The sequence below is a fragment of the Rhizobium acaciae genome (assembly GCF_025941625.1).
In the GTDB taxonomy this organism is placed as follows: Bacteria; Pseudomonadota; Alphaproteobacteria; order Rhizobiales; family Rhizobiaceae; genus Rhizobium; species Rhizobium acaciae.
The window spans coordinates 217,071-244,059 of record NZ_JAPCZO010000013.1 but is presented as its reverse complement, the minus strand read 5'-3'; the positions used below and the strand labels follow the sequence as shown (position 1 = coordinate 244,059).

25 protein-coding genes and 1 pseudogene are annotated in these 26,989 nt (G+C 58.2%); 21 read left to right on the top strand and 5 right to left on the bottom strand.

Annotation, left to right across the window (positions count from 1 at the left end; all coding sequences use genetic code 11):
- The 5 genes and pseudogenes from OLZ32_RS21860 to ehuR form a co-directional block, all read right to left on the bottom strand.
- Positions 1–384: gamma-glutamyl-gamma-aminobutyrate hydrolase family protein (locus tag OLZ32_RS21860; RefSeq protein WP_264422458.1), on the bottom strand; the 384-nt coding region annotated here is incomplete at its 3' end.
- Positions 385–975: 591 nt separating this feature from the next.
- Entirely contained in the window at positions 976–2,412 is a 1,437-nt protein-coding gene (locus OLZ32_RS21855; protein ID WP_264422456.1) for an amidohydrolase, read from the bottom strand.
- Between the two features lie 163 nt (positions 2,413–2,575).
- Positions 2,576–3,514: a 3-hydroxyacyl-CoA dehydrogenase NAD-binding domain-containing protein gene (locus tag OLZ32_RS21850; protein WP_264422454.1), complete on the bottom strand. Its 939-nt coding sequence runs from the start codon at positions 3,512–3,514 to the stop codon at positions 2,576–2,578.
- 337 nt (positions 3,515–3,851) lie between these two features.
- Positions 3,852–4,730: pseudogene (locus OLZ32_RS21845) on the bottom strand (IS5 family transposase).
- Between the two features lie 133 nt (positions 4,731–4,863).
- Positions 4,864–6,237, bottom strand: coding sequence for a MocR-like ectoine utilization transcription factor EhuR (gene ehuR / locus OLZ32_RS21840; RefSeq protein WP_264422452.1), 1,374 nt, complete (start codon positions 6,235–6,237; stop codon positions 4,864–4,866).
- A gap of 282 nt (positions 6,238–6,519) precedes the next feature.
- Here ehuR and ehuB point away from each other — a divergent pair, with 282 nt between their 5' ends.
- The 21 genes from ehuB (at position 6,520) to OLZ32_RS21735 (ending at position 26,765) form a co-directional block, all read left to right on the top strand.
- Positions 6,520–7,389, top strand: a complete 870-nt coding sequence (ehuB, locus tag OLZ32_RS21835) for an ectoine/hydroxyectoine ABC transporter substrate-binding protein EhuB (RefSeq protein ID WP_264422450.1) — start codon at positions 6,520–6,522, stop codon at positions 7,387–7,389.
- A 72-nt stretch (positions 7,390–7,461) separates the two neighbouring features.
- Complete coding sequence (gene ehuA / locus OLZ32_RS21830) at positions 7,462–8,277, top strand: ectoine/hydroxyectoine ABC transporter ATP-binding protein EhuA (RefSeq protein WP_319641125.1); 816 nt, start codon at positions 7,462–7,464, stop codon at positions 8,275–8,277.
- A 35-nt stretch (positions 8,278–8,312) separates the two neighbouring features.
- Positions 8,313–8,981 carry an ectoine/hydroxyectoine ABC transporter permease subunit EhuC gene (gene ehuC, locus OLZ32_RS21825; protein ID WP_264422448.1) on the top strand — a complete coding sequence of 223 codons (669 nt, stop codon included), beginning with the start codon at positions 8,313–8,315 and terminating at the stop codon, positions 8,979–8,981.
- Positions 8,982–8,985: 4 nt separating this feature from the next.
- Positions 8,986–9,645 (top strand): ectoine/hydroxyectoine ABC transporter permease subunit EhuD, encoded by a 660-nt coding sequence (gene ehuD / locus OLZ32_RS21820; RefSeq protein WP_264422446.1) that lies wholly within the window; start codon positions 8,986–8,988, stop codon positions 9,643–9,645.
- 21 nt (positions 9,646–9,666) lie between these two features.
- Positions 9,667–10,848, top strand: a complete 1,182-nt coding sequence (locus tag OLZ32_RS21815; RefSeq protein WP_264422444.1) for a M24 family metallopeptidase — start codon at positions 9,667–9,669, stop codon at positions 10,846–10,848.
- A complete protein-coding gene (locus OLZ32_RS21810) occupies positions 10,806–12,083 on the top strand; it encodes a M20 metallopeptidase family protein (RefSeq protein WP_264422442.1) in 1,278 nt (425 codons plus the stop codon). The genes OLZ32_RS21815 and OLZ32_RS21810 overlap by 43 nt, the downstream gene beginning before the upstream one ends.
- On the top strand, positions 12,080–12,838 hold the full coding sequence (locus OLZ32_RS21805) for a maleate cis-trans isomerase family protein (RefSeq protein WP_264422439.1): 759 nt from the start codon (positions 12,080–12,082) through the stop codon (positions 12,836–12,838). Before OLZ32_RS21810 ends, OLZ32_RS21805 begins: the two co-directional genes overlap by 4 nt.
- A gap of 201 nt (positions 12,839–13,039) precedes the next feature.
- Positions 13,040–13,537 (top strand): Lrp/AsnC family transcriptional regulator, encoded by a 498-nt coding sequence (locus tag OLZ32_RS21800; RefSeq protein WP_264422437.1) that lies wholly within the window; start codon positions 13,040–13,042, stop codon positions 13,535–13,537.
- A 306-nt stretch (positions 13,538–13,843) separates the two neighbouring features.
- Positions 13,844–15,247, top strand: coding sequence for an aspartate aminotransferase family protein (locus tag OLZ32_RS21795; RefSeq protein WP_264422435.1), 1,404 nt, complete (start codon positions 13,844–13,846; stop codon positions 15,245–15,247).
- Between the two features lie 156 nt (positions 15,248–15,403).
- Positions 15,404–16,813: an aldehyde dehydrogenase family protein gene (locus OLZ32_RS21790; RefSeq protein ID WP_264422464.1), complete on the top strand. Its 1,410-nt coding sequence runs from the start codon at positions 15,404–15,406 to the stop codon at positions 16,811–16,813.
- Positions 16,814–16,896: 83 nt separating this feature from the next.
- Entirely contained in the window at positions 16,897–17,595 is a 699-nt protein-coding gene (locus OLZ32_RS21785; RefSeq protein ID WP_264422432.1) for a CoA transferase subunit A, read from the top strand.
- A 17-nt stretch (positions 17,596–17,612) separates the two neighbouring features.
- On the top strand, positions 17,613–18,242 hold the full coding sequence (locus tag OLZ32_RS21780; RefSeq protein WP_264422430.1) for a CoA transferase subunit B: 630 nt from the start codon (positions 17,613–17,615) through the stop codon (positions 18,240–18,242).
- A 263-nt stretch (positions 18,243–18,505) separates the two neighbouring features.
- Entirely contained in the window at positions 18,506–19,861 is a 1,356-nt protein-coding gene (locus tag OLZ32_RS21775; RefSeq protein WP_264422462.1) for a Glu/Leu/Phe/Val family dehydrogenase, read from the top strand.
- Between the two features lie 248 nt (positions 19,862–20,109).
- On the top strand, positions 20,110–21,753 hold the full coding sequence (locus OLZ32_RS21770; protein WP_264422428.1) for an MFS transporter: 1,644 nt from the start codon (positions 20,110–20,112) through the stop codon (positions 21,751–21,753).
- Positions 21,754–22,152: 399 nt separating this feature from the next.
- Positions 22,153–22,587 carry a 3-methyl-2-oxobutanoate hydroxymethyltransferase gene (locus tag OLZ32_RS39435; protein WP_406648690.1) on the top strand — a complete coding sequence of 145 codons (435 nt, stop codon included), beginning with the start codon at positions 22,153–22,155 and terminating at the stop codon, positions 22,585–22,587.
- Positions 22,584–23,525 (top strand): pantoate--beta-alanine ligase, encoded by a 942-nt coding sequence (panC, locus tag OLZ32_RS21760; protein WP_264422423.1) that lies wholly within the window; start codon positions 22,584–22,586, stop codon positions 23,523–23,525. Before OLZ32_RS39435 ends, panC begins: the two co-directional genes overlap by 4 nt.
- A gap of 312 nt (positions 23,526–23,837) precedes the next feature.
- The gene (locus OLZ32_RS21755) at positions 23,838–24,371 is read left to right on the top strand and encodes a UPF0262 family protein (protein WP_264422421.1); all 534 of its coding nucleotides are present in this window, start codon (positions 23,838–23,840) and stop codon (positions 24,369–24,371) included.
- Between the two features lie 85 nt (positions 24,372–24,456).
- Positions 24,457–24,774, top strand: coding sequence for an MFS transporter (locus tag OLZ32_RS21750; RefSeq protein WP_264422419.1), 318 nt, complete (start codon positions 24,457–24,459; stop codon positions 24,772–24,774).
- Between the two features lie 300 nt (positions 24,775–25,074).
- On the top strand, positions 25,075–25,671 hold the full coding sequence (gene pmtA, locus OLZ32_RS21745) for a phospholipid N-methyltransferase PmtA (RefSeq protein ID WP_264422417.1): 597 nt from the start codon (positions 25,075–25,077) through the stop codon (positions 25,669–25,671).
- A 96-nt stretch (positions 25,672–25,767) separates the two neighbouring features.
- Complete coding sequence (panD, locus tag OLZ32_RS21740; RefSeq protein ID WP_264422415.1) at positions 25,768–26,244, top strand: aspartate 1-decarboxylase; 477 nt, start codon at positions 25,768–25,770, stop codon at positions 26,242–26,244.
- 350 nt (positions 26,245–26,594) lie between these two features.
- Positions 26,595–26,765 carry a hypothetical protein gene (locus OLZ32_RS21735; RefSeq protein WP_264422413.1) on the top strand — a complete coding sequence of 57 codons (171 nt, stop codon included), beginning with the start codon at positions 26,595–26,597 and terminating at the stop codon, positions 26,763–26,765.
- Positions 26,766–26,989 lie beyond the last annotated feature (224 nt).

Genomic DNA, 26,989 nt, shown 5'->3' with positions numbered 1-26,989 from the left:
GAGCAACGGAACCCCTTCGTCAATTGCCCTTCGTATCAACGGCAGCGTCGTCGAGTCACGCGCTGGATCATAGGGGCCATTCGCTTCACTCGCATCGCCGCCATAAAGAGAGGGATGCACGTTGGATCCTGAACCTGTAATTATGATGCCATCGACAGCGGCAAACAGTTGGTCAAAGTCGAGCCGTTTGCCAAAGGAAGGCACCACCAGGGGGAACACTCCGGCCGCTGTGACCGCCGCCTCAAGGTACTGTTGGGGTGCCGCGTGCCAAAGGTAATTATACACCTCACAAACATCCGCCGAGACCGCAACAAGCGGCTGCGACGCGGGGATCTGTTTCACGGTCGAAAATGCATCAGCCCCTGCGACTTGGCCCTGTGACATATTCGTGGTCCTCAATTCGTTGCGTATGTTGTGAACCCGCTGGCTCAACGATACAGTTCAAATCACTGAGACGTGCGGCGCCTCGCTTTGTCCGCGTGTCTGGCCCATTTTGACGTTGTGAAAGGCTGCCGGAGGTTCATGCGCGCAATAAAGTCCCACGCGATGGGATCGCTAATAGTGTCCCAGCGGCTAATGCGGACTGCATCAGAGTGCGTCGCGTGATTGGCATGTCAATTCCCCTTGTTTTTGTTGACTGTGCTGAACTGTTGCCATGCCGCAGCGATGGTACAAAAGTCGCCAGATATTACGCCAGCTAATCCGCAGGAAAGTCTCGCTATCCGCGCCGCCAATGCATCCTAAGCCGCCGGGCGCCACAACATTACCTCGGCGCCGGAGCTGAAATCCGGCCTATGAGCGGCCTCAGCGCACATTATCTGCAAATGTTCGGCAAAAAGTGCACAATTTCGCATGGTCTGCATGGTCTGCGTTGGGTAAGCGCCACCAAAATGCATCGGTTATTTGCCGTTTCGATCCAGGCTACCGCAAACGCTGAGCTTAACCTAGCGGCGGCGAAAAAACGCCACCGTGGACCTACGCCGGCTTCTTGCGTAGATCATCGGGCGTAACATCCGGCGGAATTGGGCAGACATAAGAGTGACTGCCAAGGCGCTCATTGAGTTCGTTTTTAGCGCGCGCAATGATTGCCGGATTGCGCAAGCAATCGATCGCGGTGGCGGCTATCGTTTGTGCCGCCAGTATCATTCCCTTGTGTGCCGCCGGGAGTTTGGCCTGCGTGACCATTTGCCAGCTATGAAACTCTGTACCGATGGCGAAGCAGGCCGTATGGCATTGCACCGTCGGCACAATCCAACTCGCGTCGCCCACGTCGGTCGTCCCCATTTCCACCTCCTCTCGCCCCGGTAGCCCAAGCACACCATCGTGGAAGATTTTCGAGCGCAGTGAAGGATCGCGAGGTGAGATACTTGTCAATAAGCTCTCCTCCGTCATTGAGGTCTCGCGAAGCTTCTTTGCGAAGGCGTAGTCGGCTTCGTCGAACGCAGGCGGACCAATGCGGCACATGTTCTCGTACATGAGCTCTTGCAGCACCTTGTTGGGGACAATGTTTGAACTGCCTCCAGCAATTTGAACGACAACAGAGGTCTCGGTCATCAATGCCGCACCTTCAGCAATTTTTTTGACACGTGCGAAGAGTCGTTGAGCATCTGGCAGGACAGGGGAGCGTATCGAATAAAGGGATTCTGCATAAGCCTGCACCGTATTTGGCGCGTCGCCGCCGGTATTGGTGATCGCGTAGTGCACACGTGCATCTGTGGGCATATGCTCTCGCATATAATTCACGCCCACATTCATCAGTTCGATCGCATCCAGCGCGCTCCGGCCCATATGAGGTGAGTAAGCCGCATGTGTCGCCCGCCCATGAAAGCGAAAATAGACCTGGATCTCGGCAAGGCTGGAAGTCGCGTGCACCTCATTGATAATGTGCGGATGCCAGCAAAGAGCGATGTCTAAGTCATTGAAGAGGCCGGCGCGTGCCATATAGGTCTTGCCTCCACCATTTTCCTCGGCCGGGCAGCCGTAGTAGCGCACCGTGCCAGGGATACCTTCGCTCACAAGCGCTTCCTTTAACGCTGCCGCGGCGAGAGCCGAACCGGCCCCAAGAAGATTATGACCGCAACCATGCCCGGATGCGCCGCGCGCGGTGGGTTCTTGTTTGAGAGCGCCCGAGATTTGAGACAGGGCCGGCAGAGCATCATATTCGCCGAGAACACCGATGACCGGTCCGCCTCGCCCGTACTCCGCAACAAAGGCCGTTGGAATACCGCCGGCATTTTTTTTGATGCGAAACCCCTCCCGCTCCAAGGCGGCGCACTGCTCGGCAACCGAACGATGTTCTTCGAATGCCAACTCCGGCATATCCCAGATACGGTCGCTGAGAGCGCAAAAATCCAATGCCTTAGTGTGTATCTGGCGGGCGATTTCCTCAAGGCTAAGACGATCATTTCGCATGCGTACACATTCCTTCTGACTATCTTCGTTCGAAGACACACGCACATCACGACATTCTGTCTATGATGCGCATAGATCCTGCATAATGCGAGTGATGCGGTCCCTTTCCGCTACAGTCGTAATGACTGGCAAGCGGCTAACCCGAGAGCAGCAATTCCCTTCATCACTGATCTTTGCGGTACGGAATTAGGGCCTTTTGGATACTGGCGATCAGCGCGTCTCGGCGCTCCGCCAACTCTGTGAGAGTCTGTCCGTTCGCTTCGTCCTCTACGCCAGAAACCAGCATTCGGGACGTGACTGCATCTAGATGTAGTATACCCAGGTCATCCCACCAGCGATCGAAGCTCTCCCCAAGTCGCTCGCAGAAAGCCGCCAAACCGCCTTCACCTCCCCCGAGGTGGAAGAGCATTGTCGGGCCCATTGCGGCCCAACGAAGACCGGGTCCGGCCCACATTGCTTTGTCGACATCCTCCACGGAGGCAACGCCGGTCTTCACCAAATATATAGCCTCGCGCCACACGGCAGCCTGCAAGCGATTGGCTACGTGACCAGGTACTTCACGACTTAGCCGTATGGTCACTTTTCCTAACGCGGAGTAGAACCGCTCGGCGGCCTCAATGGCGCTGGGGTCTGTACGGCCGTTGCCCATCACTTCGACCAACGGGATCAGATGAGGCGGATTGAACGGGTGACCAAGGACGAACCGTGAAGGGTTTTTCCATGCGGTTTGCATTTCACTAAGCGTCAAACCGGAAGTAGACGTCGCGATCACGGCCTCTCTCTCCAGCTCTCTCTCAATCTCCTCATAGAGGGCGTTTTTAATCTCCAAGCGTTCTGGGACATTCTCTTGGATGAACATCGCACCCTCAACTGCCTCTGGCGCAGACCGGCAGAAGCGAACTCGATCAGGGCTGCCGCCATTGACAAGCCCCAGTTCATCCAACGTAGGCCACGCACGCTCTACATATTCGCGCACCGTCTTTTCCGCATTGGGTGACATGTCGTAGAGAGCCACGTCTCTGCCTGAAGCCAAAAAGAGAGCAGTCCAGCTTGCGCCAATGACGCCCGCTCCAAGAACTGCAGTGGTTTTGAATTCGGTCATTGAAAGTGTCCGATGAAGTGGAAAGGGACATCAGCCCATTACGATAATGAGCGAATGTGTCTCGAGCTTAGTCTGCAGCACGTTTAGCGCTCCTGTGCGCTTGGACGGTTGCGATGGGGAATGCCGCAGTCCGTATCGTGTGAAGTCTTACCGGGCTCAACGATAAGGTTTCCATCCGTGAACCTCGCAACCTCCTAATTCAATAAGGCGAGATGTTAATGCACTTTTGGCCCATTTTTGTGCATTTCGCAGCGTTCCTGTAAATTGATCCTGCATTTCATTTGCCTTTCGCGCAGGAACTCACCATTGGTGGGACTTAGAGTGGACTCGAAAGGGTTCAACGATATCCGTATGTTGCAAGGCGTCTGGTAAGCATGCGGATGTGATCGATGGTTATCCAGGCTTCTGCTGAACCTATGGATTTCTCGAAATCCTTGGCCAGTCTGCGGCATCGCCCCAGCCACGCAAACGTCCGTTCGACGACCCAGCGGCGCGGCAGGATTTCAAAACCCTTCGCCTTGTCGGAACGCTTGATGATTTCGAGTGTCCATTTCCCGATTTTCTGCAACCGCCTTTTCAGCTTGTCGCCCGCATAGCCGCCATCGGCGAAGACGTGAAGCAGCCATGGCCTTCGGTTGCGGATGGACTTCAGAAGATCTGGAGCCCCGTCACGGTCCTGGATATCGGCGCTGTGCACCATGAGGCCGACCATCAGCCCAAGCGTATCGACCATGATATGACGCTTGCGTCCTTTGATCTCAGCGCAAACGCAGTTTGTCGCGTCTTGCCAGCGTCAAAGCCCCGAATACCGCCCCTTTTAGTCGTCTTGACGCTTTGGCTTTCGATGGCACCAGCCGTCGGGGAAGCTTCCTTCCCCTCCAGTTCCCGCGCCTCCATGACGAGGTGATGGTTGATCCGTGACCAAAGGCCCATGGCCCGCCATTCATAGAAATACCGCTGCACCGTCGAACAGGGCGGAAAGTCCTTGGGCAGCATCCGCCACATCATCCTGAGCTTGTCGAAGGGGGCAACCTGTCGAGGCGATATAGAGAAGGGCGTTCACAACCTCGCGCAAATCAGTCTGGCGCGGCCGGCCCAAACGCCGTGGCGCAGGCATGAAAGCCGCAACAAAATCCCATTCGCGATCCGTAACGTCGCTTACATATCGCAGCGTTCCGCGGACATAATTCCGCCGAGTGGTTTCAGTCCAGGCCATCGTGCTCTCCATCGCATCTTCGCAAATCCGAAGGAATCACAACTGACTGATCACTCACATCTTTTTGGGGCAGCCTCTTAGCGCGTACGGCACTCCCAATGTCCTGATCCTTGCTGATGACAGGATGTTATTCTCACAGGAGAATTGGCTCGGGTTCACTGTGCAACAGATTGTGGATGACACTCAAACCGCGGACAAGTTCCTCCTCCGTTGTCGATCCTAAAGAGACCCGCACCGCTGGATGGTTCTCTGAGATTGCGAACGCTGCGCCCCGTGCTAGCACTACCCCTTGCTTGCGCGCATGCGATACAAACTCATCCTCGGGAAACCGTCCATCCAGCGGGAGCCATATATGGAGGCTTCCAGGGTTCGAACAATATGAAACTCCATTGAGAGCAGACGCAACAAGCTTGTGTCGTTCGACGAGTCTTGCACGTTGCCATTGGACAAGTTCAAGGCACGTCCCATCCTCAACCCATCGTGCTGCGATTTCCGCGATCAGAGGCGTCGCAATCCAACTGGTTACAAGCTGACGATTCTCAACTGCGGGAAGAAGGCGTTCTGGCGCCACGAGATACCCTGTTCGGAGCCCGGACATAACAGGTTTGGTGAAGCTCGTGATGTATATCGTCCGCTCTGGTGCAAGCGTCTGAAATGTTGGCAGGTCTCTTTCTGTTAGCGGGCCAAGGGCGTCATCCTCAACAATTAGCAGGTCGTATTTTCTCGCGATTTCGACAATCGCGACACGACGGGGCTCGTCCATGATGAATGCGGTGGGGGCAAGTGCGTTTGGCATCATGAACAGCGCGCGTATGACGTGCTGTTGGCAAGCACTCTCAAGCGCCTCGGGTATGATTCCGTGGTCATCTATCGGCACACCTTGCACTTTCAACCCAAGATACGAACCCAATGGCAACATCACGTGAAGCCCCGTTGCCTCTGTTGCTATTGTCATTCCGGGTTGGCACGCCGTCATTAGCGCGACCGTGAGGGCAGGGGTACCGCCATTCGTCAGGTGGACAGTTCTCGCATCTGTTTTAACGCCGCAGAACCTCAACCAATCAGTTGCAATAGCGCGGTGGCGCGCAAACATGGCGCTCGGACGCGAGCCGAACACAGTACTTGCAGGCAAATCCACGGCTAAAGCACCGAGAGCCGATTTCATGCGCTCCAGATGCAAGGTGTCGGAAACTGGCTTTAAAATTGCGAGATCAATCAACCCCGGGATACGCTCTGGCATGAACGGCGTAACGGCCTCAGGGTTGGCGTTCGCCGTTCGTATAAAAGTGCCGCGTCCGGTCTCTCCAGTCACGAGACCGCGGCGCGACAGTTCTTCATAAGCTCTGGACACGGTGGGGAGCGAAACCGCTAGCTTATCAGCAAGCTGCCTTTGCGGCGGCAGTTGTTCCCCCGGTTTGAGCACCCCGGAGGCGACCGCCTGCGCGATCTGATCGGCAATTGACAAAAAATAGGGCTGAGCAAGACATTCTCTTGAGGGTGTCCACATTGTCTAGCTTAAGCTCCCGTTGGCTATATTCAGCAATTTGAGGGGATGTCCGCATAAATCATACAGTTATCCATATCGCATCTAGTTCAACCGGGGAAACGAATTCTATTGTCATTGTACAATTTTAGCAATTGACTATGTTCTCTTGAATTGTCATGCTCATGTAGCGGTCAGGCTGGGAGCTCGGCCCGCAATAGCTCAAACCCATAGGGAGTCCCTGGCTGCGCTCGCAAGACGGTCGGCCAAGATGATCCGCTGAGAAACTACTAAAAGGGGAATAGAATGACACCGCAGACTAGCGCTCAGAATTCTGGAACGCATCATCTTCGTCACCGTCTTTTGCTCGGCGCGATTTTTTTGGCCGCGGTCAGCGTCGGGCCTGTCCTGGCGCAAGATTTGGATGTCAGCCAGGAGGTTTCCGTGGCGATCGGCAATGAGCCTCCCTATACCGAGCTCAAGCCGGATGGGACGTTGTCCGGAGCGGGACCCGACATCGACCGCGCAGCGCTCTTACAGTCCGGTTTCAAGAATTTCTCAGGCGTCACCATGGCTTACGGCGCGATGATACCCGCGCTTCAGGCAAGCCGCGTCAGGATGGTCTCATCGGGTGCCTTAAATATCCGCCCGGAACGTTGCGATCAGGTCATTTTCTCCGAGCCTGTGATGTGCACCGCACAGGCCTTTCTCGTGCGTCACGATTTTGCGGGACGGGTAAACAGCTACAAACAGGCCGCTGATTTAGGCATCAAGGTCGGTGTTCCGGCCGGCAGCATCCAAGGGAAGGACGCCCTCGATCGAGGAATCAAAGCCGAAAACATCGTCAATTTTCCCGACAACACCAGCGCGGTTAAAATGCTTCAGGACCGGCGCATAGATGCTATTGCTCTCAATGGAGACGGTGTTCTCGACATGAAAAAGCGCTCCGGCGACGTGTCTCTGGAAGTTGTCATCCCGGTCACTGATACGCCAATCGATTGCGCGGCCGCGGCGTTCAATAAGTCCGATACGGCGCTTCGTGACGCGTATAACGCAGGATTGGAGAAGCTCATAAAAGGCGGCGAGTTTGCCGAAATCATGGGCAAGTACAGCCTCCAGGCGAATGTTGCTCTCCGATCCAAGGCAAAATCGACGGCCGAGATGTGCAGCCGATAAATCATTGCGGATCGTGCGGTTTGGCGGTCAGCCGCCAGACCGTTGATCACGCGGGGTCAGGGAGTATTCGCCATGGGGCTGCGCGTTGCGCCGGATCAGGGTGTGCAAGTACCAATTGTCGAATTCCGAGAAGTTGGGAAAAGCTACGGCACCTTCGACGTTCTTAATCAACTTTCATTCTCCGTCAAACCTGGCGAACGCTTGGCACTTATAGGCCCATCTGGTTCCGGCAAGACGACTATCCTACGGATTTTGATGACGCTGGAGACGGTCACGTCGGGCAACGTATTCATCAACGGCATTTCACTTAACCGCGAACAAATAAGTGGAAGGGAATTCTCGGCATCCGAAGACCATTTGCGCAGAATGCGCGCGCATATCGGGATGGTGTTCCAGCATTTCAATCTTTTCCCCCACAGGACAGCGCTCCAGAACGTTGCCTTGGCCCCATTGTTGACAGGCCGGATGACAAAGGCTGCGGCAAATGAGCGAGCTCTTCAACTCCTCGATAAGGTGGGGCTGGCAAGCAAAGCAGATGAGTACCCAGCGAGATTGTCGGGCGGCCAGAAACAGCGGGTTGCCATCGCAAGAGCGCTCGCGCTTCAGCCTAACATTTTGCTTCTCGACGAGATCACGTCCGCTCTCGACCCGGAGTTGGTCGAGGAAGTGCTGAACGTCATCACCGATCTGCGGAACGAAACGGACATGACCATGCTGCTCGTGACGCACGAGATGGGTTTCGCGAGAGACTTTGCGGACCGAGTCTTGTTCTTTGAACAAGGTAAGATCATTGAGGACGGACCGCCCAAAACAATCTTTCAATCGCCGCATCACGAACGCACTAAGTCCTTTCTGCGAAAGGTGATCGCGGCGGGGCAGCGGGTGTAGTTGGCCGAGCATTTCAATAGATATTTGGTGATGTCGTGCAAAACTTGGGGTTAACACTTGGATATGGTCAGTTCATTCTCAGCGGAGCGCTGGCGACGATCCAACTCACCGTCTTCAGTTGCGTTCTTGCACTGGCGGTAGCGTTCCTAGCAGGACTGGCTCTTTTGTCCCGAAAGCTATGGGCTCGTGCTGTTGCGCGTATCTATGTGGAGTTTTTCCGCGGCACTTCGATCTTCGTTCAGCTGTTTGCCGCGTACTTCGTTCTGCCATTGGCTGGCCTCTCGCTCACCCCTGTTCAAGCGGGTGTCCTTGCTATTGGCCTGAATGGAGGCGCTTACGGCGCAGAGGTCGTTCGAGCCGGAATCCAGTCTGTTGGCCGAGATCAGACAGAAGCGACACTCGCCCTGAACCTTACCCGCTGGCAGGCACTGTGGTGGGTCATACTTCCGCAGGCAGTCGTCGTGATGTTGCCGAGCTTCGGTAACCTCTCAATCGAAATCATGAAGGCCACAGCGGTGGCGTCGCTCGTCACCGTGTCCGAACTGACATTCCAAGCGCAGATGGTGCGTTCTCAGACAGGAGAAACGGCGATGCCGTTCATACTGATCTTCGTCACGTATCTCATCATCGCCTCGGTTCTGATGGCGCTGGTGCGCTGGCTGGAGAGACGATTTGGGCGCGGCATCGCGGTCATAGGAGCGTGAGAAGATGAATTGGAGTTGGGATTTTGCCAGGCAGATCGCACCGGCGCTCATCCAGGGGCTGATCGTAACGGTGGAGATCACACTAGTGGCATCCGTCGTTGCGATGGTCATCGGTCTTCTGTTCGCAGTGGCCAAGATGTCGCCGGTCAAGTGGCTTAGGCACCCGGCGGTAGTGATTACCGAAGGGATCCGGCGGACCCCTTTGCTGGTTCAGCTATACTTCCTTTTCTATGTGCTGCCTGACCTCGGCGTGCTTCTGTCTCCATTTGTTGCGGGTGTTATCGGTCTTGGGCTTCACTATGGCACCTATCTCTCGGAGGTTTACCGTGCGGGCATCATCAATGTTCCCACCGGCCAGTGGGAGGCTGCGCGGGCGTGCAACCTGACGACGCGCCAGACCTGGACGGAAATCATTCTGCCACAAGCTATACCGCCGATGATCCCACCGCTGGGGAACTACGTGATCGCGATGTTCAAGGAGACACCGATCCTCTCGGCGATCACGGTGATGGACTTGATGGGTGAAGCGCTGGCACAGGCGAACTTCAACTACCGCTATCTCGAACCAATTACGCTCGTCGCGGCTGGCTTCCTGCTCGTGAGCCTTGTCTCCGCCGCCGCTATCAAACTTCTCGAAAAACATTTGAAACTTCGTGCTGCTTAACCAGCAGAAAAGAGGACTTGCATGAGTGCCCCGACTTTACGCTTCGAAATCTCCGAGTATGGAGCTCGGCTCAAAGCCACTCGCAAAGCAATGGAGCGCGAGGGTGTCGACCTTCTGATCGTTACCGATCCCGCCAACATGGCTTGGCTCACTGGTTATGACGGCTGGTCGTTTTACGTCCACCAGTGCGTGCTCGTCCGTCAGGACGAAGACCCGATCTGGTTTGGGCGGGAAATGGACGGAAATGGGGCTCGCCGGACCGTCTATATGGATCAAAGCCGTATCAGATGCTATGCGGACCATTATGTCCAATCGTCGCAATATCATCCGATGACGGCGCTTGGGACGTTGATCACAGACCTCGGTTGGTCAACCGGCATCATCGGGATCGAGAAGGACAACTATTACTTCACTCACGCGGCTTTTGAAGCGCTCGCCTCCACCTTGCCAAACGCAAGATTCAAGGATACCACCCGCCTGGTAAAGTGGCAGAGGATTGTCAAGTCGCAGCGCGAGATCGAGTACATGCGCGGGGCGGGCAAAATCGCGGCAGCCATGCACCAGCGCGTGGCCGATGTTCTTCGTCCTGGCGTCACGCAGTCAGACGTCGTTGCCGAGATCTACCATACCGCGATCCAAGGCGTAGACGGGATATGGGGTGACTACCCAGCAGCGGTTCCCATGATCGGGGCGGGGATTGATGCCTCCGCACCGCACCTGACCTGGTCAGATCGAGAGCTGCGTTCAGGCGAAAGTATTTTCTTCGAGCTCGCGGGCGTCCATAAGCGCTACCATAGCCCACTGTCGAGGACGTTTTACCTTGGCAGACCGGACCAGAAGTTCGTTGACGCAGAAAAGGCAGTGCTTGAGGGAATGGCGGCCGGCCTTGAGAAGGCAGTTTCTGGTAACCTTTGCGAGGATGTTGCGCACGCCTATTACAGCGCCATCGAGCGCCACGGACTGAAGAAACCAAGCCGCTGCGGTTACTCGATCGGTCTTGCGTATCCGCCGGATTGGGGCGAGCACTCCGCCAGCTTCCGTTCTGGCGATCGCACCGAGTTGCGTGCCGGCATGACGTTCCACTTCATGTCCGGCCTCTGGTTCGGCGACTGGGGAATAGAGATTACAGAAAGCATTCTGATCACCGACGGTCAGCCCGAATGCCTGGCGAGCTCACCGCGCGAATTGATTGTGATCGCATGATGAGCGCGGCGAACCTATCCGATTTTGACAACAACCTCTTTGGCCTTGATTTGCCGCCGGGGAGCGAGGAGGAGATCCTTGCTCTTCGCCACTATATGCATGCAAATCCGGAGCTCTCGAATGAAGAGCACAAAACTCAGGCAAAGATTGCCGAGTTTTTGGTTGGGGCAGGGCTGCGAGATCCTCAGATTTTTCACAAGACGGGTCTGTTCGTCGACATCGTCGGCGAGGGCAACGGTATTCCAGTGAATATTGTCGTGCGCGGTGACATCGATGCACTGCCAATCGATGAGGCGCGTCCGGATCTTCCATACAGGTCCCTTATCCCCGGCAAGATGCATGCGTGCGGTCATGACGCACATGCATCTGCAGCACTCGGGGTTGTGCTGGCGGCGCTCGCTCATCGTCAGCACTTCGCCGGCAAGGTTCGTGTTGTATTTCAGCCCGCCGAAGAGGCCGAGCCGGTTGGCGGCCGGTCGGTGGCCGAACTGGGGCTTCTCGACGGTTTTATTTGCGCTGTCGGTATGCACGTGAACCCGGAGATCGACTCTGGGGCTTTCTCGATCCTGACAGGACCGGTGACGAAGTCTTCCGATGAATTCAAGGTCATCTTCATCGGGAAGATGTGCCATGCCGCCTGGCCCGAGCTGGGTGTCGACGCAATTGCAATAGCGTCTACTTTTGTCACCGAAGTCCAGAAGCTGATATCGCGTGAGAGCCACGCCGACGAAGCTCCTGTGATTTCCATTGGGCGCTTCCACGGGGGCGAGGCAACCAACATCGTTTGCGATCGCGTCGTTCTCGACGGCACCTTGCGCACCCGATCGCCAGAAGCCCGTCAAAGGCTTCGAGCGCGCCTTGAGGAACTTTCCCGGCAAATCGCCGCGATGCATCGTGGACGAGCCGAGTTCAGTTTGGTGGCTGGGGAGCCGGCCGTCGTAAACGACCCGGCCATTAGCCAAATAGCCCGAGAAGCGATTTCCGAGGTCTTTGGGAGCGATTCGCTCGTTCCGACAAGACCTTTGGCGGGAGCTGACGACTTCGGATTCTATGCGGAGAAACTCCCATCAGTCTACTTCTGGTTCGGATGCCGCGATGAAGCGCTCGGCAACAGGACTCACGTCCACACCGCAGAGTTTGGGGTCTCCGATGCAGACGTGCTTCGTGCGGCGCGTGCCGCATGGGCGATTGTCAGGACGATTCAACGTTCGGCAAATGAGGAGAAGTTGTCATGAATTCTCCAGCCATCAAACACGTCAAAGCGGAACTCGATGGTGGAATGTCCGAGCAAATCGTCATCGGCTTGATTGCACTTTCGACAGATGTTGTCACGGAATACGAATTACGGAAAATGTTGCCGCCGGATGGCGTTAGTGTCTCGGCAACCCGGATCAAAACACACAATCCGATTACGATTGAGAATTTGCGCGGACATGCACACGAGATTGCAAACGCGGCCGAGCTATTCGTCCCTCGCGAGTCGGTGGACGTTTTCGCCTATGGATGCACATCCGGATCTGCCCTGATTTCCCAAGAGACACTCGAGGCGGAGCTTCATCGCACTGTGCCCGGCGCAAAGCTCACTTCTCCGATGACGGGCGCGTACAAGGCTTTCAGCCAACTCGGAGTACAGCGCATTTCGATGCTGACCCCCTATCCCGACGAAGTGACTCAAGCAATGGTGGCTTGTTTGTGTGAGGCCGGGATCTCCGTTGTCTCCTGCGCATCGTTTCATATCGAGAACGACTATGAGATCATAAACGTCACTCCGGAAAGTATCATAGCAGCAGGCGAAGCCATCAACTCGGCGGACGTCGAGGCGCTGTTCATTCCCTGCACCGGTCTCCGTACTTCGACAATCATTGATCCGCTTGAGGCCCGCATTGGAAAGCCGGTCATCACGGCGCACCAGGCTATGCTGTGGGACGCTCTCCGACTTACTGGCTACAAGCGGCCTCTTCCGGGCCGTGGGAAGTTGTTTACTCTATGAGGGCGTCCGCGAAAATGCGCGCAATGATGTTGGTCGCTGGCGAAATGCGCTCCAGTTATCGTCCCGGCGGGTTGGAACATTCTTTATGCATTGTAGGGGAAGCCTCGATGAATGAGTCCGTCGTTACCCCCGGCTCCAATAGCAGTATCGGGCGTGCGGTAGCCTCCGCGTTTACTCGAGCAGGCAAGTAGGATTGCGTCAATGATCGCACTTGATCGAATCGATGGGAGGATTCTTCAGATCGTTCAGAAGAACAATCGTCTAACCTCTGAAGAAATGGCCACTCGGGTCAATCTATCGCCGTCGGCGTGTCAGCGGCGTCTTAAACGCCTACGCTCCGATGGCGTTATCGAGGCTGATGTGTCGGTAATATCTCCCAAAGCACTAGGACGCCCTGTCACGATGATAGTACTCGTTTCTCTAGAGCGAGAACGTGCCGATATCGTTGATCGTTTTAAGACCGCGATCCGCAATACCCGTGAAGTAATGTTGGGGTTCTACGTGACAGGAGACGCCGACTTTATGTTAATTGTGACCTCGAAAAGTATGGAAGACTACGAGCAATTTACACGTCGGTTCTTCTATGAGAATCCGGACATCAAAGGGTTTAAGACCATGGTCGCCATGGATCGCGTGAAGGCGGGCTATGAGTTTCCAATCGATCTAGATGATCCCGTTTTCGGAGGAGCCGGCTCCTGACATATTTCTCCAACCCGTCTACCCCGAAAGCTGCAGCCTGCCAGATGACCATCCGGCGCGACCATTGCCGAAACTGTCCACCTCGATGACGCGTGTGAATTGCAATGCCGCCAACGGAGAAGCTAGGATGAGCCCTCCGTAATTCCGTGAGTTGCCCGTTGGTAACCGACGAAGGGACTCCGTATTCCTGCAACATGTGGTGCAACAACGCAGATATGCGCTCCACCTGCCCTGTTGAACGCGGAAAACCCCCAAGTCTTTGCCCCTACGATAGTTCAAACAATCATTGTTTGTCAGGGGCCATTCATGACCATAAACATCAAGGACATCGCCGAAAAGGACCGCAATAACGTCCTGCATCCTTTCACGCAGTTGAAGGACTTCGCGACCGGCAAGCTCGGGGAGCCGACGATCGTCGAGACGGGGAAGGGCATCCGCATCCAGGATGCGCATGGCAACCAGCTGATCGACGGCTTTGCTGGCCTCTATTGTGTGAATGTCGGTTATGGTCGCACCGAAGTGGCCGAAGCGATCTCACGTCAGGCCTATCGTTTGGCCTATTACCACTCCTATGCGGCGCACACGACCGATGAACTCGCGATCCTGTCGGATCGTCTCGTGACGATGGCGCCGGGCAAGATGAGCAAGGTATTCTACGGCATGTCCGGCTCGGACGCCAACGAGACCCAGGCCAAACTCGTCTGGTACTATAACAACCTGCGTGGCAAGCCGACAAAGAAGAAGATCATCTCGCGTGAGCGCGGCTACCATGGCTGCAGCGTCGTTTCCGGCTCGATGACCGGCATGAGTTTCTACCACGACCACATGGATCTGCCGCTGCCGCAGGTGGTCCATGCCGGCGTTCCGCATCACTACTGGGGTGCAAACCCCGGGGAGACGGAACGGGAATTCTCTGCCCGTCGCGCCGCGGAACTCGACCAAATGATCGAGAAGCTTGGTCCGGACAATGTCGGCGCCTTCATCGCCGAGCCGGTACTTGGCACGGGCGGCATTACACCGCCGCCGGAAGGCTATTGGGAAGCGATCCAGTCGGTGTTGAAGAAGCACGACGTGCTCTTGATCGCTGACGAAGTGATCACCGGCTTCGGCCGCACCGGCTCGATGTTCGGCTCGCAGCATTACGGCATCGAGCCCGACTTGATCACCGTCGCCAAGGGCCTGACCTCGGCCTATTTCCCCCTCTCGGCCTCGATTGTCGGCGAGAAGGTCTATCAAGTGCTGGAAGACGGCGCGGACAAGGTCGGCGCCTTCTCGCATGGCTATACCTATTCCGGCCATCCGATCGGTGCGGCGGCAGCCAATGCCGTGCTTGACATAGTCGAGAAGGAAGACCTGCCGGGCAACGCCCGCGAGGTCGGTGCCTATTTCCAGGCACAGCTCAAGGAAAAGTTCGCCCAGCTTCCGATCGTCGGGGAAGTGCGCGGCGTAGGCCTGATGGGTGCCGTCGAGTTCGTCGGCGACCGCGATAACAAGAAGCGCTTCGATCCGTCGCTGAAGGTCGGTGCGCGCATCTCGAAGGCCGCCCGTGACCGTGGCCTCATTGCCCGCGCCATGCCGCATGGCGACATCCTCGGCTTCGCCCCGCCGCTGGTCACCACAAGGGAAGAAGTCGACGAGATCGTCTCGATCGCCGAGAAGGCCGTCCGCTCCGTCATGGACGAACTGGTTCGCGACGGCCAGAGGGTCTGATCGACATTTGGGACCTTGGCGGCTGGTGATGCCGGTCGCCGAAGGCGTGTCATGCATCGCTGTATCGAATACCGGAACAAGGCAGAGGATGACCTCTGCCCCGCCAACAAGCCCGACCTTCAAGAAGCCTTTATCAAGATCAGGGAACCTGGCCATATGACTGCCGCCAAACTGCATATCAAGACCAGCCTGGCGCCGATCGCTGTTCACAGCCCATATGATGGCGCGCTAATTGGATCGGTCGAAGCGACCGATCCTTCAGAGATCGGTCAACTGCTCGAGACCGCGCGCTGCGGCGCTGAGATCTCCCGCAATCTGCCGAGGCACAAACGAGCGAGCATCCTGGAGGGTGCAGCCCAGCTTATCGAAAGCCGTCGCGACGCTTTTGCCGAGACCATTGTTCGCGAGGCCGGCAAGACCATCGTTCAGGCGCGTAAGGAAGTGCAACGCTGCATCAACACGCTGAAGCTCTCCGCCGAGGAAGCGAAACGCAATGCCGGCGAGATCGTACCCTTCGATGCCTATACCGGATCGGAGCAGCGCCAGGGGTGGTTCACCCGCGAGCCGCTCGGAATCATCGCCGCCATCACACCCTACAACGATCCGCTGAACCTTGTCGCTCACAAGCTCGGTCCGGCACTCGCCGGCGGCAATTCGGTGCTCCTCAAGCCGTCGAACCTGACACCCTTCTCGGCGATCAAGCTGGTCGAAGCGCTGCGTGAAGCGGGGCTGCCCCAGGAGGTCATTACGGTTGCGCACGGTGACAGAGACTTGGTGACCGCTATGATCTCTGCGCGCGAGGTGCGCATGGTCTCCTTTACCGGCGGCTTTGCCACCGGCGAGGCGATCAGCCGTGCGGCCGGCTTGAAGAAGCTCGCCATGGAACTCGGCGGCAATGCCCCAGTGATCGTCATGAGCGACTGCAACTTCGATAAGGCGGTCGAGGGTTGTGTCTCCGGTGCCTTCTGGGCGGCGGGCCAGAATTGTATCGGCGCGCAACGCATCCTGATCCAAGGCGAGCTATACGACCGTTTCCGCGATGCCTTCGTTGCGGCGACAAAGAAGCTCAAAGCTGGCGATCCGATGAACGAGGCCACAGACGTCGGTCCGATGATCTCTAATCAAGTCGCGGAACGCACGGAAGCCGCCGTCATCGAAGCCATCCGTGCAGGCTCAAGGCTGCTCTGTGGAAACTATCGTGACCGATCAATGTATTACCCGACCGTTCTCGAAGGCACGCCTCTGACCTGCCGTCTGTGGCATGAGGAAGTGTTCGCTCCCGTGGTCATGCTCGCGCCCTTCGACACGCTCAATGAGGCAATCGAGATGGCCAACGATCCGGACTACAGCCTGCATGCTGGGATTTTCACGAATGATCTCAATGTCGCACTCGATGTGGCGAACAGGATCGAGGCGGGCGGAGTGATGATCAACGACTCCTCCGACTACCGCTTCGATGCAATGCCCTTCGGCGGCTTCAAATACGGTAGCATGGGCCGCGAAGGCGTGCGCTTTGCCTATGAAGATATGACCCAGCCGAAGGTCGTCTGCATCAACCGAGGGTGAGGCTAATCCGATCAACTGACTTGGCAGAAAACATAGATGCGAGAAGGCGAAATCCAGTGCGCCGCATAATTTGAGAGGAGATTATGGATAAAACTTACGAGGACTCGCGAGCAGCTCTCGACGGCCTGCTGTTCGACGGTATGTTCATCGCGGCCGGTGGCTTTGGCCTCTGCGGTATTCCGGAACTGTTGATCGACGGCATCCGCGAGGCGGGCACGAAGGACTTGACGTTTGCTTCGAACAATTGCGGCGTCGACGACTTCGGCCTCGGCGTGCTGTTGAAGACCAGGCAGATCAGGAAGATGATCTCGTCCTATGTCGGCGAGAACGCAGAGTTCATGCGGCAGTATCTCAGCGACGAACTGGAGCTCGAGTTCAATCCGCAAGGGACACTCGCCGAGCGCATGCGTGCCGGCGGGGCGGGTATCGCCGGCTTCTATACCAAGACCGGCGTCGGCACGGTGGTGGCCGAGGGCAAGGAGCACAAGACTTTCAACGGGGAGAGCTATGTGCTCGAGACCGGCATCGTCGCGGACCTCTCGATCGTCAAGGCCTGGAAGGCAGATACAACAGGCAATCTCGTCTTCCGTAAGACCGCCCGCAACTTTAACCCGCCGGCCGCCACATGCGGAAAGATCTGCGTCGCCGAAATCGAGGAGATCGTCCCCGCAGGCAGCCTCGATCCCGACCAGATCCATCTGCCGGGGATTTACGTGCACCGCCTGATCCAGGGTGAGCACGAGAAACGCATTGAACAGCGCACGACGCGCGCGGCGGCTTGAGGGCAGGGGGAAGACGTATGGCCTGGGACAGGAATCAGATGGCGGCACGGGCTGCCCGCGAACTTCAAGACGGGACCTATGTCAACCTCGGCATCGGCATTCCGACGCTGGTTGCCAATTATATTCCCGACGGTGTCCATGTGACCCTGCAGTCGGAGAATGGCCTGCTCGGTATCGGTCCCTTCCCGACCGAAGACAAGATTGACGCTGACCTGATCAATGCCGGCAAGCAGACGGTGACGGCACTGCCGCATTCGGCCTTCTTCGACTCGGCGCAAAGCTTCGCGATGATCCGCGGCGGCAAAATTGCCATGGCTATTCTCGGCGCCATGGAAGTCGCCGAAAACGGTGACCTCGCCAACTGGATGGTCCCCGGCAAGCTCGTGAAAGGCATGGGCGGCGCGATGGACCTGGTTGCCGGCGTCAAGCGCATCGTCGTCGTCATGGACCATACCAACAAGGCGGGCGAATCCAAGGTGTTGAATGCCTGCACCCTCCCGCTCACCGGCAAAGGCGTGGTGGACCGCATCATCACTAATCTTGGCGTGCTCGACGTCGTCGAGGGTGGGCTGAAACTGGTGGAACTCGCCGATGGCGTGACGGACAGTGAACTGCGCGCCGCCACAGACGCCACGATCGTCAACTGATCCGAAGCGGCGCGCTATTCGCACGCAACGCCGATCATCCCATCTACTCAGTTGAACAGACAACCGATTACCCAATGAGCGTTCGGTGGTAGCACCGGATCTCAATTACTTGGAGGAAGTAAAGTGCTTGCAAGATCAAGGTCGTCGATGCAGATCGGCAAAGGTCAGTCTCGAAGCCGCGCTCGCCAATCTGAGAGAGGTGAGTGATGCAGGTTGGCTCCGCAGGCTTCCTCGACAGCGTCGATCAGAACTTTCGTCATGCCATGTCGTTTCTTGATCTGCCGGAGGGACTGGCAGAGCGGATCATCCAGTGCAACTCGACATACACGGTTCGCTTCGGCGTGCGCCTGCGCGGTCGCATGTACAGCTTCATTGGCTGGCGGTCTGTGCACAGCGAGCATTGTGAACCGGTCAAGGGCGGCATTCGCTACGCGTCAAATGCGGACGCAGAAGAAGTCGAGGCGCTTGCGGCACTGATGACGCTCAAATGCTCGCTCGTCGATGTGCCGTTCGGTGGCTCCAAGGGCGCGCTGAAGATCGATCCACGCGAATGGACGCCGCAGGAACTCGAGCGTATCACCCGCCGCTTTACCCAGGAACTCAACAAGCGCGGCCTGATCGGGCCAGGCGTCAACGTTCCCGCTCCAGACATCGGAACGGGTGAGCGCGAAATGGCCTGGATGGTCGACGAGTTCCGCCGCGCCAATCCGACAGACGTCGTCAATGCGCGCGCCTGCGTCACAGGCAAGCCCTTGTCGAAGGGCGGTATCGCCGGGCGGACGGAGGCTACGGGCCGGGGCGTGCAGTTCGCCATCCAGAGCTATCTTCGCGATACCCGCACGCGAGGTCTTAACGACCGGCGCGATCTGAAGGGGGCATCGGTCGTCGTACAAGGCTTCGGCAATGTCGGCTATCACGCGGCCAAGTTCTTGTCGGAAGAGGATGGCGCACGCGTCATCGCTGTTGCTGAACGTGATGGTTACGTCGCCAATCCCGAAGGCCTTTCCATCGGGGCGCTTAAACAGCATCAGATCAAAACCGGCAGCATACTCGGCTTCGACAGCGCCAAGTCCTTTGCCGGCGATATGACGGGCATTGAACTGCCCTGTGACGTTCTCGTTCCTGCCGCGATGGAAAATGCCATTCACGCGGAGAACGCCGAGCGCATTAAGGCGCAGCTAATCGTCGAAGCCGCCAACGGTCCCGTCACCTTCGAGGCGGACAAGATCTTGCGCTCGCGCGGCGTCACAATCCTTCCTGATCTCTATGTGAATGCCGGGGGTGTTGTCGTCAGCTATTTCGAGTGGGTGAAGAACCTGACACACATCCCGTTCGGGCTAATGGAGCGGCGGCGGCGAGAGCGGCGCAACCAGACGATCGCCACGGCGCTGGAACGGATGACCGGCAAAGACTTTCCAGCCGACATGCGCGACGAATTCCTCGAAGGCGGCGCCGAGATCGACCTCGTGCGCTCCGGTCTTGAAGACGTCATGCGCAGCACTTGGGCCCGCATCGGCGATCTTCTCGAGGCGCAGCCCGAACTTGGTGACTATCGCACCGCCGCCTATGTCGCCTCAATCCGGCAGATAGCCGATGCATATGAGGCGATAGGGATTTGACACCAATGAGGGAGAAAGAAGATGTGTAAACGAAAATTTCGATCTACCGTTTCCGTTTTCCGACCGCTGTGTTCCATAAGCTATCTTATGTGACATGTTATAACATTATCATGGTATAGTGCCAAAATGCGGTCGGTTAAGGCCGGTATCCTGCATCGGCCAGCCGCATAACGCCGAAATTCGCCTTCCGGTAGTGGATAGTCTGCTGCATCGCAGCGACGCGTTGGGAGATTGAGAAAGACAACAATATGCAGCCTGACGATCCGCATCCGGCCGTTTCGACGACCCTGGCTCCCCTCAGGAACCGGGCGTTTCGTGCGATCTGGACGGCGACGCAGATCTCCAGCCTCGGATGGCTCATCCAGACGACGGCAATCAGCTGGCTGATGGCGACGATCTCGGCCTCCGATCTGATGGTCGCGCTGGTTCAGGCCTCGTCGACGCTGCCGGCCTTCTTCCTGTCCATCCTCGCCGGCGCCATCGCCGACAGTTTCAGCCGGCGGGGCGTGATGCTCGCCGGTCACTTCCTGATCGCTCTGGCTTCGCTAACGCTGGCGGTCACCGTTGCACTGGGCCTTGTCAGTCCGTGGCTGATCCTCGGATTGGGCTTCCTGGCCGGATGCGGCTTTGCCCTGAACGATCCGGCCTGGCATGCCTCCGTCGGCGACATCCTGGAAAAGCGCGATATTCCGGCGGCGGTCACCTTGATGTCCGTCGGCTACAACATCGTTCGAAGCACAGGCCCTGCCATCGGCGGCGCAATCTTGGCCTTCTACGGTCCCCTTGCCGCTTTCGTCCTGGCAGCGCTGAGCGATCTGGTGCCACTTGCCGCCATCTCCCGCTCGAAATGGCACGTACGCTCGTCGTCGCTGCCGCGTGAGCGCGTTGCAACTGCCGTCCATGATGGATTGCGCTTCACCGCGATGTCTTCGGAAATCCGGGCGGCCATCGTGCGTGGGACCTTGTTCGGCGTGGCGAGCATTTGCACCCTCGCGCTGCTGCCGCTGATCGTCCGGGATCATCTGGCGGGCGGGCCGATCGTCTATGGCGCGTTGCTGGCTGCTTTCGGCATCGGTGCCTTTACCGCCGGTCTCAGCAGCAGTTTCCTCCGACGGGTCGTGCCGCAGGACCGGCTGATCGCACTTGCGTCGATCGCCTGTGCCGCATGCTGCTTTCTGCTTCCCCTCACGACGTCGATCCCGGTTGCGGCCCTTGCGCTGGCCATCGGCGGCGCGGGCTGGCTTTTGACCTGGACCGGTGTCGACGTTGCGATCCAGCTGTCGAGCCCGCGATGGGTCGTCGGCCGGACGCTCTCGATCTACTACGCCCTCTCCTATGGCGGCATGGCCGCAGGTAGTTGGATCTGGGGCTACGTCGCGCAGACCTATTCCCTGACCGTCGCATTCGAGGGGGCGGCCGCGGTTCTGCTGCTGGTGGCCGCCGCTGCCTTCGTGCTGCCGATAGAGTTGTGGGACGAAGCCGAGCAAGAGGCCTCGGACTTCGAACCGCCGTCGCTCGCGCTCGACTTGCAGCCGAGAAGCGGGCCTATCGTCGTCAAGATCGACTACGTCATCGCCGAACAGGATCACGAGGCGTTTATCGCGTGCATGCGCAAGCGCCGGCGCATCCAGAGCCAGGCGGGTGCAAGGAACTGGACGCTCCAACGCAACCTTCTGACTCCCACCCTTTGGACGGAGACGTTCCGGACGCCGACATGGACGGACTATCTTCGTCTGAACCATCGGCTCTCGGCGGCCGATCAGGAGCTCAGCAAGCGACTTGCCGCGTTTCATGATGGGCCTGGCGCTCCTCAGATCGTGCTGGCCATCGAGCGCACGACAACCCAGGCACGCTCACGAAGCCAGCCGATAACGCGCGTCTCGCGTCCCTGAGGAGCGCTGGAGATGAGACTGAGGATCGAACATCAGCAATGCTTGCGCCATGTGTGCAACAGCGCCGTCGCCCTACCGTCGACGACCGACCTGCATCGTCGTCTAATTGAACGAGCTCCTGACCTGCGTATGGCATCAACCCCAGCCGCGCAGGGCTACTCGGCTGCCGCTGCACCTGTTGCAACGGCAGCCGCTTTTCCTCTGGTTTGCGATGGAGTGCGTGCCACCGCCCGGTCATCTGCGCGAAACCCTGCTGGGCTTCGCCAGGACATAAGCCCCCGCGGCGGTGATGGTTGGAAGCGAATGCGCGGTACCAAGGGTCGTCGCCGGTTACCGCGTCGGATTCCGGGATCGTGTGCCTCGAGCAGATTATTTTTTCCCCGACCCTCCCAGGGCGCCGTGGCTGTCGTCGAACGTGTTCCGGCGGCAGCCACGTCTTTTGGTTCTGCGGACAGGCTCGGGCGCGCGAACACGAACAGCTCTGGCGAACGGGTGATGGATGCCCGCGCCGTTGCAGCTGCAGGGGTATTTCCCATCGTTCTGGAAAAGATCCCCGAGCCGCTCGCCCGAGAGATCACGTCCGAGCTTTCCATACCGACGATCGGGATCAGCGCCTCAGTTGCCTGCGATGGCCAGATCCTGGTCGTTGACGACATGCTGGGGCTGTTTTCCTCATTCCGCCCGACATTCGTCAAGCGCTACGCCGAGTTCGCCGCAACCGCGGACATCGCGATCGAGACCTACGCCCAGGACGTCATCGAGCGACGGTTTCCGGCGACAGAGCACGAGTTTGGTGATTCTCCCAAAGCCGCACAACAGGAGCCGCAGCGATGACGATGCCGATTGTACGAACCGTCGAGGAATTGCGCGAGACCGTGAGGCACTGGCGCCGCGATGGCAGCCGCATCGCGATCGTCCCGACGATGGGCGCTTTGCACGAAGGTCATTTGGGCCTGGTTCGAGCGGCCCTTGACCAGGCCTGGTGGGTCATCGTCACCGTTTTTGTCAATCCCAAGCAATTCAACAGCACCGAAGATCTCGCCGCATATCCTCGCTCCGAGGAAGCGGACGCTGCCAGGCTGGCTGCGCTTGGTGTCGATATGCTCTATGTCCCGGCTTTAGAGGAAATGTATCCGGACGGTTTTGCCACGACGGTGTCCGTCAGCGGGATATCGGAGGGACTCTGCGGCGCCCACCGTCCCGGACATTTCGACGGTGTGGCCACCGTCGTCACCAAGCTCTTCCTGCAGTCCGGCGCGGATGTCGCCTATTTAGGGGCGAAGGATTTCCAGCAGTTGCAGGTGGTGCGTCGGCTGGTGCGTGATCTCGACATCCCGATCGAGATCGTCGCCCACCCGACGGTTCGCGAAATCCACGGCCTGGCAATGTCATCGCGCAATGCCCTTCTGTCACCGGAGGAGCACAAAATTGCGCCGTATCTCGCCCATGTTCTTTTCGACACTGCCGCGCGTTTGAAGGGATGCAGCTCATCGCAGGATCTGATCGAGACCGCAAAGCACGAGCTTGTCGCTGCAGGCTTCTCGAAGGTCGAATATCTCGAACTGCGCGCGGAAGAGGATCTGCTCCTGCTCGACCGACCTGACCGGCCGGCCCGCCTGCTTGCCGCAGCCTGGCTCGGCGAGACGCGCCTGATCGACAATGTCGCGGTTCCAGTCTCACCGGCGGATATGAATGCCCCATCGAAATTGCTGCATGAATCGGATCATCGTCGCCATCACGCGTTTCTGGGAACAAGGGCCTGGACCCCATGATGGCGACACTGGCAACACCGACCCGAGAGACCGGGAGCGCCTCGTTAACGACGCGCAGACGTTCGCTAGATCCCAGGCATGCTTCAACCCCAACGGCGTCCGTTTGCCTGGCGTGGCAGGGTCACTCGGGTACCGTTAAGCCCGCTTCAGCGGTAGCCGCTTTTTTCTTTTCCCCTTTGCAGCGTTTCACGACAGCGTTTCCTCCGCCCAACCTCCCAAGGTGGCCGGGCTGTCGTCGGGTATGTCCCGACGGCAGCCATCTCTTTCCCAGCCGGGTTTGGCACGCGTTACTTCAAACGACGGAGGCGTGACGTGAAGGCAGCAACGGTCTTGACAGCCTCACCGCCCGGCGCACGGATTTGCGCCGTCTCGCTCGATGGCTCCTTGAGGGTTCAGGACGATGCCCACCTCAAGCGAGAGCAGGCGATCGCGATGTTCGATCTTTTGAACGAGAATACCTTCGCACCAGTCGGCCACGACGGCGGCCCCTATCGCCTTGAGCTTGCATTGGTCGATCGCCGCCTGGTGATGACCATTTCGCTGGACAGAGGCGAACATGTCGTCAGCCATCATCTGTCGCTGACACCGTTTCGCCGGTTGCTCAAGGACTACACGCTCGTATGCGATAGCTTCTATGACGCCGTCGGCAGCCTAACGCCCGAGAAAATCGAGGCCATCGATATGGGGCGCCGCGGCATTCACAACGAAGCAGCCGAACTGTTGCAGGCCCGTCTCTTGTCGAAGGTCACCATCGACATCGACACCGCGCGCCGACTGTTCACTTTGATCCACGTGCTGCTCATGCGGAGCCGGGAGCATGGCGGACAAATCCGGAGGCTGGCATGACGATCGGCAATTCCCTCTGCCCGCGGCCCTGCCATGTGGTGACGGTCTCATAACTTGAACGCGTGGAAGCAGAGCGACTAAGGCAATGAACGCGGCGACTAAAGAAGACAAGTCCGGGCTACTGGCACCACAGAAGAACCCAACGTTCCGGTCGATCTTCCTCGCCTGCCAGCTGTCGAGCCTCGGCCGGCTGATGCAGACGGTGGCGCTCAGGTGGCTGATGGTCACAATCGCCACATTGGACGTAATGGTGGCGCTTGAGCGCATGGTCGGCATTGGGCGTCAAGATGCAGCTGGCAAGTCCACGCTGGGCGATGGGCCGCACGTGCCGCGTTTCTCAGAAATAGCCCCATGGCATCCTATCAATCCACATGCTTCTCGTGCCGAGACGAAAGGGCCTTGACATGCTCTCGCCGCTTCAAAAATCATGCCTACGCTGGCTGTCCAAAGGTCGGAGCCTGAAGGACATCGCTCGGCTTGAGGCAAGAAGCGTCAGCGAGATAGAGGATTGCCTCGCGAGCGCGATGGTCTCGCTGGAAGCTGTGACGATTGAGGATGCGCTGCGTAAGGCCGGCATTTCGGCCCCTGATCAATAGACGTGCGAGCAGCTGAGGATATGCTTTTGGGGGCTTTCCAAATGTCGAACAATTCGACTGAACGCCCTCGCCATTAGACCCGTAAATGACCGTCGTAGGGAGAAGATATGGTTTTCCGCCTGAAGGAGCGCCTCGGCAAGAGGTTTGAGGAAGAGGTGCAGTTCTTCAAGGGCTGGCAGAAGGACAGGAAAGGCGTCGGCGCCGTCATCCCAACGTCAGTCCATACCGCGCGGCGGATGGCGAGTGTCGTCAACCCAGGGTCCGGATTGCCGGTATTGGAACTCGGCGCCGGTACCGGGGTGATCACAAAGGCGATACTGGCGCGCGGCATCGAGCCGCGGCAGCTGGTCTCTGTCGAATATTCGAGCAGTTTCTATGGCGGCCTGACGCAACGCTTTCCAGGCGTGGACTTCCGGTTGGGCGATGCATTTCAGCTCGATGAGGTGCTGGGCGATCGCCGGGGTGAACAGTTCGACTGTGTCATCAGCGCCGTGCCGATGCTGAACTTTCCGATGGAAAAACGCGTTGCCCTGCTCGAGGATCTCCTTGTCCGAGTTCCGGTCGGCCGGCCGGTCATCCAGATCACCTACGGGCCGCTTTCGCCGGTGACCAGGATGCCGGACCGCTATGTGGTTTCGCATTATGACTTCGTCGTCCGCAACATCCCGCCAGCACAGCTCTGGACTTATCGGCGGGCCATCTGAGCCCATGTATCGATGTGGCATTCCGTATCCAGTGCCTGTTGGTGTGCAACCACCTGGCGCCCTCGCCCGTTGCTGAAGCAGAAAGGAAGTAGCGATTTGGAAAAGTATGTCGGCGCCAAACTCCATGGGATCCGGGTGACGGATGCCAAGCTGAACTACCAGGGCTCGATCACGATCGACGCGGATTTTTGCCGCGCCGTCGGGCTGAAGCCGCTCGAATATGTCGATATCTGGAACAAGATGTCCGGCGCCAGGATCAGCACCTACGTGCTCTATGGCGATGCGGGTTCCAGATGCTGTATCCTGAATGGCGCCGCGGCGCGCACCTGCCAGCAGGGAGACGAGATCATCATCGCGTCGAGCGTCTTCTGCGAGATCGACGAGATCATCAACCTCAGGCCGCGTGTCCTCGTGTTCGGTCCGCAAAACGAGATCCTCGACCGGATTACATATGAGGTGTTTCGCCGCCCCGATGGCTCACTCGACTTGGCGGTCAACAGCGAGGTCGTCGACAACGACTATGGATTTCCCGCCTCCCTGGCAACTGGCCAGTCTTCCGCGCCCGGCAATTAAGGCAACCGGGTCGCTCGTACAGACAGCGGGTCGATGACGCCGCGTCCGAGCATGCGGCATGCTCCCGTCAATGTCTGGCGTTGAACTCCTTGCCGCCAGAGGTGGTAGTGCTGATTGCCGAGTGATCCGCCCAAGGTTCAGGTCTCGCAACAAGCTCATCGAAGCAGCCCAATTCCCGCTCATGTGATGGCGTCCTGGCCCGGCTGCGGATCTTCCACGATCAACCCATAAAAGGTCCGCTAGCGAAGCTGCGGCCGCTTCGTCTTCGCCTTCGCGGTGATCGCGCCCGCTTCCGGGCCTTTTGAGGAGCCATCGAGCGGGAATTGGCCCGCTCCGAAGGAGCCTCTCAGATGTCCCAAGACCTTTCCCTCGCACACGCCTTCCAGCTTTCCCGCGACCTCATGGTCCCGGTCACAGTCTTTAAATCCGGTGACGAGTTCCTGGTGCTGCCTTCGGACGAGATCGACGCCGACGACGACCTCGAGGTTCTGCATGAGTTCTTTCCCTGGGCGGCCCATTGAGCCGCCCTCTGCCTGACGGTTGCCGCTTGCGAGCCGGCGGCCGCAAGGGAGGCTTTGCCGTGGGCGGAATGCCGGCTTGTTCAATCCGACAATTGCCCGCCCACGCCCTTGCAGCCTTTGCTCTTCGCTGGCGGGCCGGACAGTGGTGCCGCAAATGCGGAAAACAAAGAGCAGGAGGGCGGCCGCGGGAGCGGCCGGATTAAGATGAACAGAGAAGAGATAGA

Coding starts and splice junctions, on each gene's coding strand:
- OLZ32_RS21855 (WP_264422456.1), bottom strand. CDS start 2,412: ATGCGAAATGATCGTCTTAGCCTTGAGGAAATCGCCCGCCAGATACAC.
- OLZ32_RS21850 (WP_264422454.1), bottom strand. CDS start 3,514: ATGACCGAATTCAAAACCACTGCAGTTCTTGGAGCGGGCGTCATTGGC.
- ehuR (WP_264422452.1), bottom strand. CDS start 6,237: ATGTGGACACCCTCAAGAGAATGTCTTGCTCAGCCCTATTTTTTGTCA.
- ehuB (WP_264422450.1), top strand. CDS start 6,520: ATGACACCGCAGACTAGCGCTCAGAATTCTGGAACGCATCATCTTCGT.
- ehuA (WP_319641125.1), top strand. CDS start 7,462: ATGGGGCTGCGCGTTGCGCCGGATCAGGGTGTGCAAGTACCAATTGTC.
- ehuD (WP_264422446.1), top strand. CDS start 8,986: ATGAATTGGAGTTGGGATTTTGCCAGGCAGATCGCACCGGCGCTCATC.
- OLZ32_RS21815 (WP_264422444.1), top strand. CDS start 9,667: ATGAGTGCCCCGACTTTACGCTTCGAAATCTCCGAGTATGGAGCTCGG.
- OLZ32_RS21810 (WP_264422442.1), top strand. CDS start 10,806: ATGCCTGGCGAGCTCACCGCGCGAATTGATTGTGATCGCATGATGAGC.
- OLZ32_RS21805 (WP_264422439.1), top strand. CDS start 12,080: ATGAATTCTCCAGCCATCAAACACGTCAAAGCGGAACTCGATGGTGGA.
- OLZ32_RS21800 (WP_264422437.1), top strand. CDS start 13,040: ATGATCGCACTTGATCGAATCGATGGGAGGATTCTTCAGATCGTTCAG.
- OLZ32_RS21795 (WP_264422435.1), top strand. CDS start 13,844: ATGACCATAAACATCAAGGACATCGCCGAAAAGGACCGCAATAACGTC.
- OLZ32_RS21790 (WP_264422464.1), top strand. CDS start 15,404: ATGACTGCCGCCAAACTGCATATCAAGACCAGCCTGGCGCCGATCGCT.
- OLZ32_RS21785 (WP_264422432.1), top strand. CDS start 16,897: ATGGATAAAACTTACGAGGACTCGCGAGCAGCTCTCGACGGCCTGCTG.
- OLZ32_RS21780 (WP_264422430.1), top strand. CDS start 17,613: ATGGCCTGGGACAGGAATCAGATGGCGGCACGGGCTGCCCGCGAACTT.
- OLZ32_RS21775 (WP_264422462.1), top strand. CDS start 18,506: ATGTCGTTTCTTGATCTGCCGGAGGGACTGGCAGAGCGGATCATCCAG.
- OLZ32_RS21770 (WP_264422428.1), top strand. CDS start 20,110: ATGCAGCCTGACGATCCGCATCCGGCCGTTTCGACGACCCTGGCTCCC.
- panC (WP_264422423.1), top strand. CDS start 22,584: ATGACGATGCCGATTGTACGAACCGTCGAGGAATTGCGCGAGACCGTG.
- OLZ32_RS21750 (WP_264422419.1), top strand. CDS start 24,457: ATGAACGCGGCGACTAAAGAAGACAAGTCCGGGCTACTGGCACCACAG.
- pmtA (WP_264422417.1), top strand. CDS start 25,075: ATGGTTTTCCGCCTGAAGGAGCGCCTCGGCAAGAGGTTTGAGGAAGAG.
- OLZ32_RS21735 (WP_264422413.1), top strand. CDS start 26,595: ATGTCCCAAGACCTTTCCCTCGCACACGCCTTCCAGCTTTCCCGCGAC.